The sequence below is a fragment of the Streptomyces sp. NPDC002602 genome (genome assembly GCF_042889445.1).
Taxonomy (GTDB): domain Bacteria; phylum Actinomycetota; class Actinomycetes; order Streptomycetales; family Streptomycetaceae; genus Streptomyces.
The window spans coordinates 291,300-309,112 of the sequence record NZ_JBIAQX010000004.1 but is presented as its reverse complement, the minus strand read 5'-3'; the positions used below and the strand labels follow the sequence as shown (position 1 = coordinate 309,112).

Annotated in this window: 15 protein-coding genes; 9 read left to right on the top strand and 6 right to left on the bottom strand. The window is 73.4% G+C overall.

The features are described 5' to 3' along the window. Window positions 1-12: 12 nt before the first annotated feature. Window positions 13-2,100, bottom strand: a complete 2,088-nt coding sequence (locus tag ACFYW3_RS14510) for a SpoIIE family protein phosphatase (RefSeq protein ID WP_389386591.1) — start codon at window positions 2,098-2,100, stop codon at window positions 13-15. A gap of 100 nt (window positions 2,101-2,200) precedes the next feature. After that, window positions 2,201-3,625 (bottom strand): MFS transporter, encoded by a 1,425-nt coding sequence (locus ACFYW3_RS14505; RefSeq protein WP_389386427.1) that lies wholly within the window; start codon window positions 3,623-3,625, stop codon window positions 2,201-2,203. A gap of 138 nt (window positions 3,626-3,763) precedes the next feature. Between ACFYW3_RS14505 and ACFYW3_RS14500 the strand changes: the two genes are divergently transcribed. Beyond that, entirely contained in the window at window positions 3,764-4,714 is a 951-nt protein-coding gene (locus ACFYW3_RS14500; protein ID WP_351760132.1) for a LysR family transcriptional regulator, read from the top strand. Window positions 4,715-4,868: 154 nt separating this feature from the next. Beyond that, the gene (locus ACFYW3_RS14495; protein WP_389386426.1) at window positions 4,869-5,585 is read left to right on the top strand and encodes a class I SAM-dependent methyltransferase; all 717 of its coding nucleotides are present in this window, start codon (window positions 4,869-4,871) and stop codon (window positions 5,583-5,585) included. 69 nt (window positions 5,586-5,654) lie between these two features. On the opposite strand, the gene ACFYW3_RS14490 is transcribed toward ACFYW3_RS14495, so the two are convergent. Further along, window positions 5,655-6,563, bottom strand: coding sequence for an alpha/beta hydrolase (locus ACFYW3_RS14490; protein WP_351760126.1), 909 nt, complete (start codon window positions 6,561-6,563; stop codon window positions 5,655-5,657). A 214-nt stretch (window positions 6,564-6,777) separates the two neighbouring features. On the opposite strand from ACFYW3_RS14490, the gene tdh reads away from it, so the two are divergent. The 6 genes from tdh to ACFYW3_RS14460 all read left to right on the top strand — a co-directional run bounded on the left by tdh (window position 6,778) and on the right by ACFYW3_RS14460 (window position 13,347). Continuing rightward, window positions 6,778-7,806 (top strand): L-threonine 3-dehydrogenase, encoded by a 1,029-nt coding sequence (tdh, locus tag ACFYW3_RS14485; RefSeq protein ID WP_329448174.1) that lies wholly within the window; start codon window positions 6,778-6,780, stop codon window positions 7,804-7,806. A gap of 138 nt (window positions 7,807-7,944) precedes the next feature. Further along, complete coding sequence (locus ACFYW3_RS14480; protein ID WP_351760123.1) at window positions 7,945-9,147, top strand: glycine C-acetyltransferase; 1,203 nt, start codon at window positions 7,945-7,947, stop codon at window positions 9,145-9,147. Between the two features lie 12 nt (window positions 9,148-9,159). After that, a complete protein-coding gene (locus tag ACFYW3_RS14475; protein WP_389386425.1) occupies window positions 9,160-10,074 on the top strand; it encodes a LysR substrate-binding domain-containing protein in 915 nt (304 codons plus the stop codon). 168 nt (window positions 10,075-10,242) lie between these two features. Then, a complete protein-coding gene (locus tag ACFYW3_RS14470; protein ID WP_389386424.1) occupies window positions 10,243-11,145 on the top strand; it encodes an SIS domain-containing protein in 903 nt (300 codons plus the stop codon). Next, on the top strand, window positions 11,142-11,978 hold the full coding sequence (locus tag ACFYW3_RS14465; RefSeq protein ID WP_389386423.1) for a class II fructose-bisphosphate aldolase: 837 nt from the start codon (window positions 11,142-11,144) through the stop codon (window positions 11,976-11,978). The genes ACFYW3_RS14470 and ACFYW3_RS14465 overlap by 4 nt, the downstream gene beginning before the upstream one ends. A 178-nt stretch (window positions 11,979-12,156) precedes the next feature. Further along, on the top strand, window positions 12,157-13,347 hold the full coding sequence (locus ACFYW3_RS14460) for an acyl-CoA dehydrogenase family protein (RefSeq protein ID WP_389386590.1): 1,191 nt from the start codon (window positions 12,157-12,159) through the stop codon (window positions 13,345-13,347). A gap of 186 nt (window positions 13,348-13,533) precedes the next feature. Here the strand turns inward: ACFYW3_RS14460 and ACFYW3_RS14455 are convergent, their stop codons facing one another. From ACFYW3_RS14455 to ACFYW3_RS14445, 3 genes are all read right to left on the bottom strand, one after another. Beyond that, window positions 13,534-14,445 carry an ADP-ribosylglycohydrolase family protein gene (locus tag ACFYW3_RS14455; protein ID WP_389386422.1) on the bottom strand — a complete coding sequence of 304 codons (912 nt, stop codon included), beginning with the start codon at window positions 14,443-14,445 and terminating at the stop codon, window positions 13,534-13,536. A 177-nt stretch (window positions 14,446-14,622) separates the two neighbouring features. After that, a complete protein-coding gene (locus ACFYW3_RS14450; protein ID WP_389386421.1) occupies window positions 14,623-15,258 on the bottom strand; it encodes a GNAT family N-acetyltransferase in 636 nt (211 codons plus the stop codon). A 154-nt stretch (window positions 15,259-15,412) separates the two neighbouring features. Then, on the bottom strand, window positions 15,413-16,849 hold the full coding sequence (locus ACFYW3_RS14445) for an MFS transporter (RefSeq protein ID WP_389386420.1): 1,437 nt from the start codon (window positions 16,847-16,849) through the stop codon (window positions 15,413-15,415). Window positions 16,850-16,988: 139 nt separating this feature from the next. Here ACFYW3_RS14445 and ACFYW3_RS14440 point away from each other — a divergent pair, with 139 nt between their 5' ends. Beyond that, the gene (locus ACFYW3_RS14440; RefSeq protein ID WP_351760177.1) at window positions 16,989-17,810 is read left to right on the top strand and encodes a helix-turn-helix transcriptional regulator; all 822 of its coding nucleotides are present in this window, start codon (window positions 16,989-16,991) and stop codon (window positions 17,808-17,810) included. Window positions 17,811-17,813 lie beyond the last annotated feature (3 nt).

Here is a 17,813-nt window from a genome sequence, read left to right as displayed (position 1 = left end):
GAAAGAGCCGGCCTAGCGGGGCGGCTCCGTGCGGGACGCCAGCAGCAGGGCGATGTCGTCGGGCCGGTCGTCGGTGTTCCCGACCTCGTGGACCAGCCGGTCGGCCATGTCGGTCAGCGGGGCCGGACGGCCGCCGGCCAGCGCGAGCCGCAGCCGCTCCACGCCCACGTCGATGTCGACGCCGGGCCTCTCCACCAGCCCGTCGGTGTACAGGGCCAGTACCGAGCCCGCCGCGAGCCGCAGTTCCGTCACCGGATAGCCGGCGTCCGCGTCGACGCCGAGCACCACCCCGCCCGGCAGGTCCAACACCGACGTGTGGCCGTCGGGTTCGCGCAGCAGCGGCTGCGGGTGGCCCGCCCGGACGGCGCGGGCCCGACCCGAGACCAGGTCGATCAACACGTAACAGCAACTGGCGAACTGGCCCGGGTCGAGGTCGATCAGCAGCCGGTTGGTGCCCCGCATCACCTGTTCGGGGTCATTGCCGCTCAATGCGAAGGCCCGTACGGCGCTGCGCAGTTGGCCCATGGTCGCGGCGGCGGCCACCCCGTGGCCCTGTACGTCGCCGATGACCAGGGCCAGCATGTCGGGGCCCGTCTCGACGACGTCGTACCAGTCGCCGCCGACGTCCATGCCCGCGGTGCCGGGCAGGTACCGGCCGACCGTCACCACGTGGTCGCGCACCGGCAGCCGGTGCGGCAGCAGGGCCGCCTGGAGTCCGCGCGCCAGGGTCGTCTCGCTGTCGTAGCGCCGGGCCCGCTCCAGGGCCTGGGCGATCAACCCGGCCAGTGCCGTGAGCACCGTGCGCTCCTCCGGGCTGAAACCGCGCGGCACGTCGAAGCCGAGGATGCAGGAGCCCACCGGCCGACCGGAGGCGATCAGGGGGAGGAAGGCTCGGGCGCCCACGTCGGCGTCCAGCGGGATCCCCGGATACGCGGCCGCGAGATGCTGCATGGACTCGAAGAACATCGGCCGACCCGTGGTCAGCGTCTCCACACCCGGCAGGCGCACGTCCAGCCCGACCCCGTCGAACCGGTCCAGGAACCCCTGGGGGAACCCGGTCTCCCACGCCAGGTGCAGATGACGTTCGTTGAGCAGGTAGATCGCCAACTGGCGCCCGCCGAAGGCCGGCAGCAACTCCTCGGTGACCACCGCCGAGACCTGTCGGGCCGTCATCGCCTCGGTCAGCGCGATGGCCAGGGCGACCGGCCGGTACAGCGCGGACGCCCGGTCGGCGGGAGAGCCGGCCAGGCCGGCGCCGGGGTGCTGTACGGACCCGGGCGCGTAGGCCGGCGGTTCCGCGGCGCCGATCGTCACGGTCACCCCGCCGACCCCGGGATGGAGTCCGACCGCGAGCCACTCCCCGGACGGATGGGGGCCGCGCCGTGCCGGGAAGTACACGGGGTCCGAGGCCAGGAACACGGCCCGGAAGTGGTCCTCGTACGCCGGATGCCCGAGCCAGGGGAGGGCCTCCCACAGCACCTTCCCGTACGAGGCGTCGTCGATGCCGAGCAGGGTCCGGGCGGCCGGGTTGAAGGTGACGATCCGGCCCTGCCGGTCCGTCGAGAGCACCGCCTGGGTGAGCCGGTCCAGGGCCTCCCGGGCGCCGCCGGTCGCCGAGGGCCCCGGCACGGACACGGGATCGTCGTCCCACACCACCCGTGCCCCGGTCGCCGCGAGCGCGGCCAGTTCCGTCGCGAGCCGGTCCGCGGTCTGCCGCAGTCGCCTCCGGTCGGCGGCGTCGACCGGCACGCCGGGGGTCGCCGGGCGCAACACCAGCAACACCCCGAACCGCTCGCCGTCGCCGGTGGTCACCGGCTCGTACAGCGAGGCGAAGGGGTACGGCAGCCCGGCCATCAGTTGGGGGAAGCGCCGCATGGCCGACTCGGCGTCGGACAGGTGGACGGCCTGCCCGGACCGGTAGGCCTCCGCGACCGGGTACGGCCGGTTCATGTGCATCCGCCACCACGGCCGGAACAACTGCACGGGCATTCCGCTGACCGCCGCCATGCGCAGCCTGCCCTCCGTACCGGAGCGCAGGTAGACACCACCCGCGTACCCACCGACGGCCTCCATGGCCTTCACGGCCGCCCGCGCGAGCACCCGGGCCGTGGCGTCGGTGGCGGGGGTGCCACTGTCCGGTCCGGCCGTCACACAGTCAGCATGCGCCCGCGCCCGCGCCCCCGCACACCCGTCGGCGGGGTCATCCGCGCGTCCGCTCCCGGTACCCGGCCACCACCGCGACCGCCGCCACCAGCAGGACCACGGACACGGTCCGCAGGGCGACGCCCATGGCCTCGGTGAAGGCGACCACCTGCGCGGGGTCGCGCGGATCGCCGTGGAAGCGGGAGGCCAACACCGTGCCCACCACCGCCACGCCCAGGGCCGCGCCGATCTCCCGGGCCGCCGTGTTCAGACCGGACCCCAGCCCCGCCTGGTGCGCGGGCAGCTCCGCGACCACCGTCAGGGTCAGCGAGGGCGCGCACAGCCCCGTACCGACCGACAGCACCAGCAGGTGGAGCGCGTACACGGCGTACGGGGTGTCCGCGTCGGCGGTGGACACCAGCAGCAGCCCCGCCCCGATCAGGCCCAACCCGACGCCGACCGGCAGCCGGGGCCCGGTGCGCTCCTGGAGCCGCGCACCCAGCCGGGGGACCAGAGCCATGCCCACGGTCAGCGGGACGATCGCCAGGCCGGTGACCGCGGGGGAGAAGCCCTTCGCGTACTGGAGGTACTGGGCGTTCACGAAGAACAGCGCGAACAGCCCGAAGAACGCCGCCCCGATCCCCAGCGTCCCGGCCCGCAGCTTCCGTGAGGCGAAGATCCGCGGATCCAGCAGCGGGTGCGCGCCGCGCAACGCGTGCCCGGTGAAGGCCGCCAGCAGACCCGCCCCCGCACCGAACGCCGACAGGACCCGCGTCGACGCCCACCCGTGCCCGGGCCCCTCGATGATCCCGTAGACCACCCCGAACAGGGCCCCGGCCAGCAGCAGCGCCCCGACGGGGTCGACGGACGCGTCCGGACGGGAGGGCGTGCGGGGGACCGTGCGGGCCACCGCGAGCGCGAGCAGTGCGGCGAGCGGGACCACGGCCCAGAACAGGGCCCGCCAGGTCAGGAACTCGCCCGCGAGACCACCGCCGACGTTGCCCGCCAGGCCCCCGAGGCCCGCGGACAGCGTCCAGGTGGCCAGGGCCCGGCCGCGCTGCTCGGGCGGGCTCAGATGCACCAGGACGGACATGGTGGCCGGCATGATCAGCGCCGCGCCGGCCCCGCACAGACCGCGCCCGGCGATCAGTACGGCCGGATCCCCCGCGAGCGCGCTCAGCGCCCCGCCCGCGGCGAACAGGCCGAGCCCGGCGAGCAGGGCTCCCTTGCGGCCGTGGCGGTCGCCGAGGGCCCCCGCCGGGATCAGCAGCGCCGCGAAGACGATGACGTACGCGTCCACCGCCCACAGCAGTTGGTCGGGGGTGGGGAGCAGGGTGGAGGCGGCGAGCTGCGGGATCAGCAGGTTCACGGCGGCGACCATGCCCTGGGCGACGAGCACACAGGCGCACAGGACGAGCAGGGCGGGGCGGGTGAGGACGGGGGCGGCTGCGGCCCGGGACGGTTTCTGGGCATGGCGGAGCACGGCTCCTCCTGGAGTCGGTCGGTGTGGGGTGGGTGCTGCTCGGGCGGTCAGGCCGCCCTGAAGGGGGCCGGATCGGCCGCCCCGCTCACCGTAGGCTGGGCGTGACCTGCTTTCCAGTGCAATGTGTGCAAGGGATCGATGCGTGTGACGCAATCCGGGATGGACCTGAACCTGCTCGTGGCCCTGGACGTCCTGTTGGAGGAGTCGAGCGTGTCCCGCGCGGCGGCCCGCCTGCACCTGTCCGAGCCGGCCATGAGCCGCACCCTCGGCCGCATCCGCAAGGCCCTCGGCGATCCCGTCCTGGTCCGCGCAGGACGGACCATGGTGCCCACCCCGCACGCCCTCGCCGTCCACGGCGAGGTGCGGGCCGTCGTGGAACGGGCCCGCGCGCTCTTCCTCTCCGGCGGCCAGGTCGATCCGGCGACCCTGACCCGCACCTTCACCATCCTCGCGAACGACGCCTTCACGGCCGTGTCGGGCGCCGCCCTCTTCTCCCGGGTGACGAGCGAGGCGCCGGGGGTACGGCTCCGGTTCCTCTCCGAGAGCCACGTCGACGTGCCGGCGCTGCGGGAAGGCGTCGCGGACCTGGAGCTCACCGTCATCGACAGCCGCGCCCCCGAGGTCCGCGTCGAACACCTCGCCGACGAGCGGATGGTGGCGGTCGTCCGCGCGGGCCACCCCCTGCTCGGCGGCCGGATGACCGCGCGCCGCTTCGCCGCCGCCGAACACCTGATCGTCTCGCGCCGGGGCCGGCTCCAGGGACCCGTGGACGCCGCCCTCGCCGAACAGGGCCTCACCCGGCGCGTACGGGGCAGCGTGGGCACCTACCCCGCCTCCCTCTTCGTGCTCCGCGACACCGATCTGGTCGGACTGATCACCACGCAGGGCACGCCGCTGGCCCACGGGATGGGCCTGGAGACCTTCCCCGTGCCGCTGGAGCTGCCGACGCTGCCGTTCGGGATGGCCTGGCACCCGCGCCACGACGCCGACCCGGCGCACACCTGGTTGCGCGACCGCGCCCGCGACCTGATCACCTCGCGGGAGGCCGGCACCCGCTCGACCGCCGCCGACCCGGGCCCGACGGTCTGACGTACCCGCCGGAAGCGGGAGTTCGACGGTCCCGCCCCCCGCCGGGGCGGGGCGTCGGGCCCCGTACGCCGTACGGACCGACCCGAAACCCCGTCCGAGGGACGCACCCGCGTGCGACACCTTCCCCCGGCCGGCTCCGGGAAGGCATGCGGACATGCGACAGCAGGACGACAGCCCGACACCCCCCACCGCCTTCTCGGCGGCCGACGCCTTCACCCTGCGCACCGCCCTGGACGCCCTCGGCGGGGTCCACGGGCTCGACACCCTCGACCTCGCCTGCGGACACGGCGGCACCACCCGACTCCTCGCGAGCGGCGGGGCCCGGCGGACCGTGGGCGTGGACAACTGCCCGGAACGCATCCGACGGGCCCGCGAGACCCGCCACGACGGCCCGGCCGGGCCCATCGAGTACGTCGTCGCCGAAACCGCCGCGATGCCGCAGCTCGGCCCGTTCGACCTGGCCACGGCCCTCTACCTGTTCAACCACGCGCCCGACCGGCACGCCCTGCACTCCATGTTCCGGTCCATCCGGGCCAACCTGCGGCCCGGCGGCCGGCTGCTGGCCATCGTCCCGAACGCCGGGGCCTTCCCGCGCGTGGACTGGTCCCCGTTCGGGCTCCGCGTCCTGGCGCGCGACCCCGACGGGGACGCGCCCCTGGTGCGGGCCCAGTTCCTCACCGAGCCCCCGGTGCACGTCGAGTTCCGCGAGTGGGCGCACGCGGACTTCGCGGAGGCGGCCGTCGAGGCCGGGTTCACCACCGCGGGATGGCAGCCGACGCGGACCCCACCCCCCTGCGCCGAGCGCGACGAGGCCTTCTGGGCGTCGTACCGGGCCAGGCCGGTCAGCTCGCTGATGACCTGCGTGGCCTGAGGGCGTCCGGCGGTGCGAGACCTGCCCCGGGCGTCTTCCGCGCCCCGTACGCCCCCACGGCCCGGCACGTCACTGCGTGGCGACCGCCCGGGTCAGCGCCACGATCCGCTCGCGGGCGGCCCTGCCCTCCGGCACCGGTTGGAACGGGTAGCCGTGCGCCTGGCCCGCCGCCTCGTGGAACTCCACCTCGACGCCGGCGTCCCGGGCCCGACGGAGCAGCTCGTGGCTGTCGGTGGTCAACAGGTCCCGGGTCCCCGTGAACACCGTCAGCGGTGCCAGCCCCGCGAAGTCGCCGTGCAGCGGGCTGACCCTCGGGTCGTCGGCGGCGAGCGTACCGGCGTACAGGCGCCCGGCCTCGATCAGTCCCGCCCGCCTCAGCAGCGGATCGCCCGGCTCCACGGCCGCCTGCCCGGGATGGCTCACGCTGAGGTCCAGCCAGGGCGAGACCAGGACGATCCGGGACGGCCCCGCCCCCGTGCGCTCCCGCAGGCGCTGGGCCGCGGCCAGGGCGATCCCGGCGCCCGCGCAGTCCCCGATCAGCACCGTCCCGCCCTCGCCGCCGCTCTCGATCAACCCGCTGAGCAGGTCGGCGGCCACCGGAACGGTCCGGTCGGCGGTCCCGCGCGGGGCCAGGATGTACGCCGGCACGACCACCCGGGCCCTCGCCCGCGTCACCAGCGCGCGGACCAAAGACCAGTGGGGCCGGAGCAACTCGCCCACGTAGGCACCCCCGTGGACGTACAACACCCGCGCCGCGGGCTCGACGCCCCGAGGCGACACGTCGTACACCGGCCAGGCACCGACGAAGGCCCGCGAGACCTCCGCGACCCGGCCCAGTGAACGCGGCGGCAGATGCGACGCGGGCCTCCTGGCGGACTCCGCCACCCGGGCCCGCACGGCCTCGGCACCGGCGTACCGTCTTCGGCGCCCCACCGCGATCAGCGCCACCGACAACGCCTTGCTGCGCAGACTCGGCACGCCCCTCACCTCCCCTTTTCCCCGCCCCCGGCGCTGCCCGCGCCGGTCCTGCCCCATCAGGTGAGGAGCATAGGCGTGAAGCTGCGCTGTCGGCCCGCTTAAGAAAGTCTCGATGGACCGATCACCACCGCGCTCGGCACATTGGTGCACGTCAGACACCACACGGGCCCGCACGCCCCGAGGTGCTCCCCTCCGCATGCCTGGAGCCACGTTCATGAAGGCACTCGTCAAGCACAAGGCCGAGCCCGGGCTGTGGCTCATGGACGTCCCCGAGCCCGAGTACGGCCCCGGCGACGTGCTCATCAAGGTGCTCCGCACCGGCATCTGCGGCACCGACCTGCACATCCGGGCCTGGGACGGCTGGGCGCAGGGCGCCGTCAAGACCCCCCTCGTGCTCGGCCACGAGTTCGTGGGCGAGGTCGCGGCGCTGGGCGCCGACGTGCGGGACATCGAGATCGGCGCGCTGGTCAGCGGCGAGGGCCACCTGGTGTGCGGGAAGTGCCGCAACTGTCTGGCCGGGCGCCGCCACCTGTGCCGCAGCACGATCGGCCTCGGCGTCGGACGCGACGGCGCGTTCGCCGAGTACGTCGTCCTGCCCGCGCAGAACGTGTGGGTGCACCGCACCGAGGTCGACCTCGACGTGGCGGCCATCTTCGACCCCTTCGGCAACGCCGTGCACACCGCGCTGTCCTTCCCGCTCGTCGGCGAGGACGTGCTGATCACCGGCGCCGGCCCCATCGGCATCATGGCGGCGGCCGTGGCCCGGCACGCCGGCGCCCGCAACGTCGTCATCACCGACGTCAGCCCCGAGCGTCTGGAGATCGCCCGCAAGGCCGGCGCCACGCTCGCGGTGGACGTCCGCGAGTCGACGATCGCGGACGCGCAGGCCACGCTCGGACTGCGCGAGGGCTTCGACATCGGCCTGGAGATGTCCGGGCGCGCCGAGGCCATGCAGGACATGATCGCCAACATGACGCACGGCGGCCGGATCGCCATGCTGGGCCTGCCCGCCCAGGACTTCCCCGTCGACTGGGCGAAGGTCGTCACCTCGATGATCACCATCAAGGGCATCTACGGCCGCGAGATGTTCGAGACCTGGTACGCGATGACCGTGCTGCTGGAGGGCGGGCTCGACCTCAGCCCCGTCATCACCGGCCGGTACGCGCACACCGACTTCGAGGCCGCCTTCGACGAGGCGTCCACCGCCCGCAGTGGCAAGATCATCCTCGACTGGACGGCGTAGCCTCCCCGGCCGACCCCGGACGGCCCGAGGCCGTCCCCCGAACCATCTCCCTCCGGCCGGGCCCCGCACGACCCTCCCCCCTCCGCGGGGCCCGGCCCCCTCCCTCCGCCGCACCAGGAGAAAGAGAGCACGCCCGCCATGTTCGAGAACGTCCGCCAGGACCTGCGCAACACCCTCGACGAGATCCGCTCCGCCGGCCTGCACAAGCCCGAGCGCGTCATCGGCACTCCGCAGAACGCGTCCGTCGGCGTCACCTCCGGCGGCTCCGCGGGCGAGGTCCTGAACTTCTGCGCCAACAACTACCTCGGCCTGGCCGACCACCCCGAGGTCGTCGCCGCCGCCAAGGACGCCCTGGACCGCTGGGGCTACGGCATGGCCTCCGTCCGCTTCATCTGCGGCACCCAGGAGGTCCACAAGGAGCTGGAGGCGCGCCTGTCCTCCTTCCTGGGCCAGGAGGACACGATCCTCTACTCCTCGTGCTTCGACGCCAACGGCGGCGTCTTCGAGACCCTTCTCGGCGCCGAGGACGCGGTGATCTCCGACGCCCTCAACCACGCCTCGATCATCGACGGCATCCGCCTCTCCAAGGCCCGCCGTTACCGCTACGCCAACCGCGACCTCGCCGAGCTGGAGACCCGGCTCAAGGACACGCAGGACGCCCGCCGCCGTCTGATCGTCACCGACGGCGTGTTCTCCATGGACGGCTACGTCGCCCCGCTCGCGGAGATCTGTGACCTCGCCGAGCGCTACGACGCCATGGTCATGGTGGACGACTCGCACGCCGTCGGCTTCGTCGGCCCCGGCGGCCGCGGCACCCCCGAACTGCACGGGGTCATGGACCGCGTCGACATCATCACCGGCACCCTGGGCAAGGCCCTCGGCGGCGCCTCCGGCGGCTACGTCGCGGCGCGCGCCGAGATCGTCGAGCTGCTGCGCCAGCGCTCGCGCCCGTACCTCTTCTCCAACTCCCTCGCCCCCGTGATCGCGGCGGCCTCGCTCAAGGTCCTCGACCTGCTGGAGTCGGCCGGTGACCTGCGCGAGCAGCTCGCCGCCAACACCGCGCTCTTCCGCACGAAGATGACCGAAGCAGACTTCGAGGTCCTCCCCGGCGACCACGCCATCGCCCCCGTCATGATCGGGGACGCGGCCGAGGCGGCCCGGATGGCGGAGCTGCTGCTGGAGCGCGGCGTGTACGTCATCGGCTTCTCGTACCCCGTGGTGCCCATGGGCGCGGCGCGGATCCGCGTGCAGTTGTCGGCCGCCCACTCCACGGCCGACGTGGAGCGCGCGGTGGCGGCGTTCATCGAGGCCCGTGCGGCGCTCGGGACGGCTGTGGCCTGAGACAATGGCGGGGTGATCGACCCCCGCCGGCTGCGCATCCTGCGGGCCGTGGCGGACCACCGTACGGTGACCGCCGCGGCCGCAGCCCTGTACCTCACCCCCTCCGCCGTCTCCCAGCAGCTCGCCGCGCTGGAGCAGGAGACCGGACACGCCCTGCTGACCCGCAGCGGCCGGGGCGTACGGCTCACCGCGGCCGGGGAGATCCTCGTCGGGCACGCCCACGAGGTGCTGGCCCAACTGGAGCGCGCCGAAGCCGAACTCGCGGCGTACGCGGGCGGCTCGGCCGGCGAGGTCACGGTCGCCGCCTTCGCCACCGGCATCGCGGAGGTGCTCGCTCCGGCGCTCGCACGCCTCGCGGTGGACCATCCCGGGATCCGGCTCCGCGTCCGCGACGCGGAGGGCGACCAGAGCCTGCCGCTGCTGTTGGCCGGGGAAGCGGACCTGGCGCTCGCGGTGGAGTACCGCGGCGCCCCCGGCGCGGACGACGGCCGACTGTCGATCGTCCCCCTCTACGCCGAACCCTTCGACGCGGTCCTCCCGGCCGGCCACCCCCTCGCGGACCTGCCCACCGTGTCGCTCGCGGACCTGTCCGACTCCGACTGGGTGGGCCAGTACCCCGGCAACCCGTGCCACGACGTGACCCTGCTCGCCTGCGAACTGGCGGGGTTCCAGCCGCGGTTCGCACACTCCTCCGACGACTTCCGGGCCGTGACCGCCCTCGTCGGCGCGGGCGGCGGTGTCGCCCTGGTGCCGCGTTCGGCCCTGCGCGGCATGGACCTCAAGGAGGTCCAGGTCCGCTCGGTCGCCGGCCCCGCCGCCACCCGCCGGGTCTTCGCCGCCACCCGCCGGGGCGCCGAGTCCCACCCGCTGATCGCCCCCGTGCTGGCGGCCCTGTCGCGCGAGGCGGAACGCGTCCCGACGCACTGACCCGGCCGCCCCTGGTTCCGCTCGTGTCCTCCGAGGAGCCTCGGTCCGACCCCGCGTCGAGGGTCGATCCGGCAGATCGCCGCCGTGGATGCTTGAAGTTGCGTGAAACTCCCCGCTACCTTGCGAGAAAACGCACTCTCGAAGTCGTCGCGTACCAGGGAGCCCCGCATGAGTCACGTCGCGCAGGAGTTGACCACACAACCCGAATGCTGGGAACGGGCCGCCGAACTGGCCACGACGCACCGGACCCTGCTGCCGCGACACGGGGAGCGCGTCGCGATCGTCGGCTGCGGGACCTCGTACTACATGGCCCAGGCCGCCGCCGCCCTGCGCGAGGAGTCCGGACAGGGCGAGACGGACGCCTTCCCCGCCTCCGAGTTCCCGCGCCACCGCCGCTACGACCGCGTCGTGGCGCTGACCCGTTCCGGAACCACCACCGAGGTGCTGGACCTGCTGGCCGGGCTCCGGGACGCCGCAGTGGCCACCACCGCCGTCATCGGGGACCCGGCCACGCCCGTGACGACCCTCGCGGACGACCTGGTGGTACTGGACTTCGCGGACGAACGATCCGTCGTGCAGACCCGCTTCGCCACCACCGCCCTGACCCTGCTGCGGGCCCACGTCGGCGCCCACACCCCGGCCGTCGTCGCCGACGCGCGCACCGCGCTCGCCGAACCGCTGCCCGCCGCACTGGAGACCCTCGACCAGTACACCTTCCTCGGCCGCGGCTGGAGCGTGGGACTGGCCCACGAGGCGGCCCTGAAGATGCGCGAGGCCGCCCTGTCCTGGGCCGAGTCCTACCCGGCCATGGAGTACCGGCACGGTCCCGTCAGCGTCACCGGCCCCGGCACCGTCACCTGGTCCCTGGGCGAGACCCCCGACGGCATCGCCGAACAGGTCCTCGGCGCCGGAGCCGCGTGGGTGGAGGGTCGGCTCGACCCCCTCGCCGAGCTGGTCCGCGTCCACCGGCTGGCCCTCGCCGTCGCCGCGCGCCGACGGCTCGACCCGGACGCGCCCCGCAACCTGACCCGCTCCGTCATCCTCGCCACGGGCGAGGAGGCGGTCCGATGACCCTCGTCCCCGCCGGCGGCCTGGTGTCGGACGCGGCCAAGGCCGGCCGCGCCGTCGCCGCCTTCAACATCATCACGCTGGAACACGCCGAAGCCGTGATCGCGGGCGCCGAGCGGGTGGGCCTGCCGGTGATCCTGCAACTCAGCGAGAACGCGGTGAAGTTCCGGGGCGGGCACCTGCTCCCGATCGCCCGCGCCGCCGTCGCCTGCGCGGAGGAGGCCGCCGTCCCCGTCGGGCTGCACCTCGACCACGTCAAGAGCGCCGACCTGCTGCGCCGGGCCGCGGACGCCGGCTTCGGGTCGGTGATGTACGACGCCGCGCGGTTGCCGTACGCCGAGAACCTGGAGGCCACCCGCTCCGCCGCCGACTGGGCCCACGCCAACGGGCTGTGGATCGAAGCCGAACTGGGCGAGGTCGGGGGCAAGGACGGGGCCGCGCCGCTGGACCCGCACGCGCCGGGCGCCCGTACCGACCCGGACGAGGCGCGACGGTTCGTCGCCGACTCCGGGGTGGACGCGCTCGCCGTCGCCATCGGCAGCACCCACGCCATGACCAGCCGGACCGCCGCGCTGGACCACGCGCTGCTCGCCCGCCTGACCAAGGCGGTGGACGTCCCCCTCGTGCTGCACGGTTCCTCCGGACTCCCGGACTCCGAACTCGCGGCAGCCGTCGCGGGCGGCATCCGCAAGGTCAACATCGGCACCGCCCTCAACGTGGCCATGACGGAGGCCATCCGTACCCACCTCACCCCGGCGGACCCGCGCCCCTACCTCACGGCGGCCCGAACGGCGATGGCGGCGACCACCGCCGCCATGCTCACCGCCCTGAACTGAGCTCGGCCGCCGCCCCGTGGGCGCGGCGGTCCGGGACCGGCCCGGCGGGCGGGGGTCCGCCGCCGGCCGTCCGGCGCGGCCGCCGCGAACCCGCCCCGAGGACCCTTCCGGATTCTTGAAACAGGTTCTAGTGTGCCCTCCGCCAGTGACGACGGACCGCGAGACCTCCGGAGGGCCCGTGCACCTCGAATACACGCCTGAGCAGCAGCGGTTGCGCACCGAACTGCGCGCCTACTTCACCGAGCTGGTGCCCCGGGACGTCCACGCCCGCTACCAGGACCCCGCCGCGCAGAAGCGCTTCTACCGCGAGACCATCCGCCGGCTCGGAGCCGACGGATGGCTCGGGGTCGGCTGGCCCGAGGAGTACGGCGGACGCGGGATGTCTCCCGTGGACCAGTTCATCTTCTTCGACGAGGCCGCGCAGGCCGTCGTGCCGCTGCCGCTCATGGCGCTGAACACCGTCGGGCCGACCCTCATGCAGTTCGGCACCGACGAGCAGAAGGCGTACTTCCTCCCCAAGATCCTCGCCGGCGAGATCGACTTCGCCATCGGCTACAGCGAACCCGACGCCGGCACCGACCTCGCCGCGCTCAAGTGCAAGGCCGTCCGCGAGGGCGACGAGGACACCGGCACCTACGTGGTCAACGGCCAGAAGATCTGGACCACCAACGGCGACACCGCCGACTGGGTCTGGCTCGCCGTCCGCACCGACCCCGACGCCCCCGCGCACAAGGGCATCACCATGCTCCTCGTACCGACCTCCGACCCCGGGTACTCGTGCACCCTCATCAACACGCTGGCCTCGCACGACACCACGGCGAGCCACTACGAGAACATCCGCGTCCCCGCGAGCCGCCGGGTCGGCCGGGAGAACCACGGCTGGCGCCTGATCACCAACCAGCTCAACCACGAGCGCGTCACCCTCGCCGCCCACGGCACCATGGCCATCCGCGCCCTGCACGACGTTCAGCGCTGGGCCGCGGAGACCACACTCGCCGACGGGCGCCGCGTGATCGACCTGCCCTGGGTCCGCGGCAGGCTCGCCCGCACGCACACCCGGCTCGACGCGATGAAACTGCTCAACTGGCAGATGGTGAACGCGGTCCAGGCCGGCACCCTCACCCCGCAGGACGCCTCCGCCGTCAAGGTCTACGGCTCCGAGGCACGCCGCGACGCGTACGCCTGGCTCATGGAGGTCGTCGGCGCGGCCGGCTCCCTCAAGGACGGTTCCGTCGGGGCGGTCCTGCACGGCGAGTTGGAGCGCGGCTACCGCAGCGCGGTCATCTTCACCTTCGGCGGCGGCAACAACGAGATCCAACGCGAGATCATCTCGTGGATCGGCCTCGGCATGCCCCGCGTCCGTCGCTGACCACGTGTGCGACCAGGCTTTTTGGTTGGCGCAAGAGAGGGATGGTCGGCACCGCGCCCCGCGTACGCACTGTCTGCGCCGACCTTGCCCCGCAAGGTCGGCTTGTACTCAGACCGGTCGCATGCGGCCGCCAGAAGATCGGCGCAGCAGCGCAGCCGGTCGGTTGAAGACCTCCGATACGAGTTCTTACCCCGACATGGCCGGGGGCAGTGGTTCACGGGCTGCGTGCCAGGCGAGCGGAAGGGTGGTGACGCCCGTGCGGGCTGCGATGACCGCGCCCGCGATGGCGCAGGTGGTGTCGATGTCGCCGCGGCCGGCGACGGTGGTCCACAGGCCCTCGGGCAGGTCGTCGAGGTGGCCCGCCGCGCACCAGAGGGCGTAGGGGACGGTGTCGGGCCCGGACATGCGGTAGCCGGAGCCCAGGACCTCCGCCGCGTGCCGGACGGAGGTGTGTTCCGGCATTCGGGCCGCTGTCCGTACCCCGGAGCGGACGTCGCCGACGGGGAGTCGTTCGGCGACGGACCGGAGGAAGTCCGGCCGCGCCGGGGCGGGGCCGCCGCGGCTGCGGGCGGCCAGTGCCGCGGCCAAGGCGACCGCCACCGCCCCGGAGACGGCCTCCGGGTGGTGGTGCGAGACCGCGCTTTGCCGGGCGGCCTGCTCGGCGACGGCATCGAGGTCGGCGGCGTGCCAGGCGCCGAGCGGGGCGACGCGCATGGCCGCGCCGTTGCCCCAGGAGCCCTGGCCGCCGAACTGTCCGGCGACCACTTCCCGCCAGGGTTCGCCCGCTCCGATCCGGCGGAGCACGTCGTGCATCGAGGCTCCGTAGCCGCGGTGCGTGTCCTCGGCGTAGGCCTCGGCGAGACGCAGGGCGAGGCGGTCTTGGTCGACGGCGCCGCCGCCCTCGGCGAGTTCCCGGACGAGAACGAGCGCCTGAGCGGTGTCGTCGCTCCACCGCCACAGCGGCTCCGGGGGCAGGATCCGTGCCTCCAAGGCCGCGGGGCCTTCGCGGCGAAGGATGCCGAACCAGCGGTCACCGAAGGCATCACCGAAGGCGAGCCCGGACAACGAGTCCAGCGCGGCGGCAGGCAGGTTGATCATCGGAGCAGTATGGCAACGCGACTGTGCACCCGGCACTCCGATTTCGGTGCGGCCATGCTGCTGACGCCGCCCGTACCCAGCGCTGTCCCCATGTGCCGACAAGACCTCCTCCATGGGGGACGGTCACGGGCACGGGAGTCGGCTCGCCGATCACGTCGAGTCCGCTCAGCCGACAGTTCAGCGGGCGACGGGCTTGTGGAGGAAGCCGGTCAGCGGTGCGAGGACCTTCCAGTCGAGCGTTTCGTAGAGCGCTCGGCCTTGGACGGTCGCGCCGAGGATGCCGGTGGCCGCACCGTTCTCGACGGCCGCGTCGGTGAGTGCGCCCATCACGACCGTTCCGAGGCCGAGGCGCCGGTGAGCCTCCTCGGTGACGATCTGGTCGAAGACGCAGGCGGCACCCGTCAGACCGATCCGACCGCGCGCGGCGAGCTCCCCGTCGGCGGCCAGAACGCGCACGCTGATGACGCCGTCGGCGATCTCGGTGGCGGCTGTGTAGCCGTCAGGCGCGCCGCGCACCGCGGACGGACGCAGGTCGACGGCCATCAGGAAGCCGGGATCGGTCGGCTCCCACTCGGGCGAGAACCACGGCTCCATGACGCCCGGTTCAAGGAAGGCCTTGACGCAGGTCGCCGGCTCGGTGATCGAGCCGACGAGCCCGCGGGCGGTCTCGACGTCGGCGTCGAGGAGGACGTGACGGACCGCCTCGGTCGGCAGCCCGACCGGGACGCTCAGCCCCCACGGCATGTCCACCGGCTTCGGTGTCCCTCGCGAGACGGTCCAACCCTCGACCCACGAGCGCGCGAGCTCCCACATTCGGACAACCCCTCCAAGTAATGACCGAGACCCGAATGCGGATATTACACAACCGCGGTGACGGTCACGGGTGTCCCGGATCGCGCGCCGATCTTCGTCCGTCCGGAGCATCGATTCCGCGCGTGGTTCACGCGGAGGGATCGGTCGGGTCCGGTCACGCCGCGGGGTCGGTGGTCGTCGCCTTCGCACCCGGGCCGAGGCCCAGTGCCACCAGGACCGCCGCCGCGATGACGATCGCCGCGTCGACCGCGAGGACCAGACGGACCCCGTCGAAGAGCGAGGAACCCGTGGTGGCGAGGACGCCGAGCAGCGGGATCCCGATGGTGATGCCGACCTGCTGAGTGGTGGTCACCAGGCCGGTGGCCAGGCCCTGTTCGGCGTCGCGCACACCGCTGGTGACGGTCACCCCGTACGAGATGATCGCGCCGAGGTGGCACATGCTGGCCAGTGATACGGCGACGGTCGCCAACAGCGCGCCCGACCCCGTGCCCACGGCGAGTAGCGTCGCGGTGAACAGGCCCTGACCGAAGAGGGAGCCGACCAGCGTGCGCCGGGCGCCGAACCGGCCGATGACCCGGGGCGCGTGCGAGCCGGCGACCACCGACGCGATGCCCTGGACCCCGAACACCAGACCCGTCAGGAACGCCGACAGACGCAGGGTCTCCTGCAAGTACAGGGTCAGCACGAAGACGACCGTGGACATCATCGAGAAGGTCACCAGGCCGCCGAGGTTGCCCCAGGCCACCGTGCGCCGCTTGAGCATCGGCAGGGAGACGAGCGGGGCGGCGGCCCTGGACTCCACCACGACGAAGGCGCCGAGCAGGACCGGACCGGCGATCAGCGTCACCCAGACGTCGGCGCCGTGGAAACCGCGCTGGGCGGCCGTGGAGAGGGCGTAGATCAGCGCGAGCAGCCCACCGGTGACCGTGATCGCACCCGGCACGTCCAGGCGCGGCCGCTCGGGGGTGCGGGACTCGGGGAGCAGGCGCGGGGCGACGGCGAGCACGACCACCGACGCGGCGGCGAGGAGCCCCATCGTGGACCGCCAACCCAGCGTGTCGGTCATGACGCCGCCGAGGACCATGCCGATGGTGAAGCCGAGCGACAGCAGGGTGCCGGAGATGCCGAGCGCCTTGTCGCGCAGCGGGCCCTCGGGGAAGGTCGTCGTCAGCAGGGACATGCCCGTCGGCACGATGACCGCCGCGCCGAGGCCTTGGAGCACGCGGCCGGTCAGGAAGGACGCCGGGTCCCAGGCGAGGGTGGTGAGCAGCGAGGCGGCGCCGAAGAGCGCGAGCCCGGTGAGGAAGAGCCTCTTGCGCCCGTGGAGGTCGGCGATCCGGCCGAAGAGCAGCAGGAAGCCGCCGGAGGGGAGCGCGAACGCGGTGACCGCCCACTGGAGGGCCGACTGGCTCAGGCCCAGGTCCTTGCCGAGGACCGGCAGGGCGACGTTCAGCACGGAGAAGTCGAGCGCCACCATGAACTGGGCGGCGCACAGGATGAAGAGGACGAGCTTGGCCCGGCCGGTGAGCCGGTCACCCCCCTCGGCCGCAGACCGCGGCCCGGTGAGCGTGGTGTGTGTGTCGATTGCCATGACCACACCCTCGCCGCCCGGGAATGCCCGTGGAGAGTGGGAACTTATCCTGTTGGTGACACCACCAGGGTGCCGACAGGGGGAGTCCGTGGCCACACCGTTCGACGAGCACCGCCGTTCCGAGCTGCGCGAGTTCCTGATGAGCCGGCGGGCCCGGATCACCCCGGCGGTGGCCGGACTGCCGGACGGCGGGGCACGCCGCCGCACCCCCGGACTGCGCAGGGAGGAGGTCGCCGTCCTCGCCGGGGTCGGGGCCTCCTGGTACCAGTGGCTGGAGCAGGGCCGTGACATCACGGTCTCGCCCCAGGTCCTCGACGCGGTGGCCCGGGTCCTCAGGCTGACCAGCGCCGAACGCCGACACCTGTACGTGCTGGCCGGGCTGAATCCGCCCGTCCTCGAAGTGGCCGCGGCGGACCGGGACATGTGTCACGGGTTGAAGCGGTTGATCGACGCGTGGATGCCGTTCCCCGCGCACATCATGGACGTCTACTGGAACACCGTGATGTACAACGACGCGGCCGCCCTGGTGCTCGGCATGCGTCCGGAGATCGTGCAGAACTGCCTGATCGCCTTCTTCACCGACCCTCTCTACCGGGCGCGTTCCAAGCACTGGGAGGAAGTCGCCTGCCACGTCGTCGCCCAGTTCCGGGCGGCGTGCTCGGAGTGCCCCGACGACGAGGGGTTCCGCTCGGTCGTCGAGGAGGCCAAGGAGGCGAGCCCGGAGTTCACCGCGCTGTGGGAGCGGCGGGACATCCGGCCCGGCGGTCTGCTCCGCAAGGAGATCGAGCACCCCGTCGTGGGCGCCCTCTTCTTCGAGTCGACCCAACTGCGCGTCCCGGCCCGCCCCGACCTGGGGATCATCCTGCACACCCCGCTGCCGGAGGCGGGGACGGCGGAGAAACTGGACTGGTTGACCTCGCCCGAGGGGCGGCGGGGGGTCCTGTACCCGCTCGCGGGCTGAACC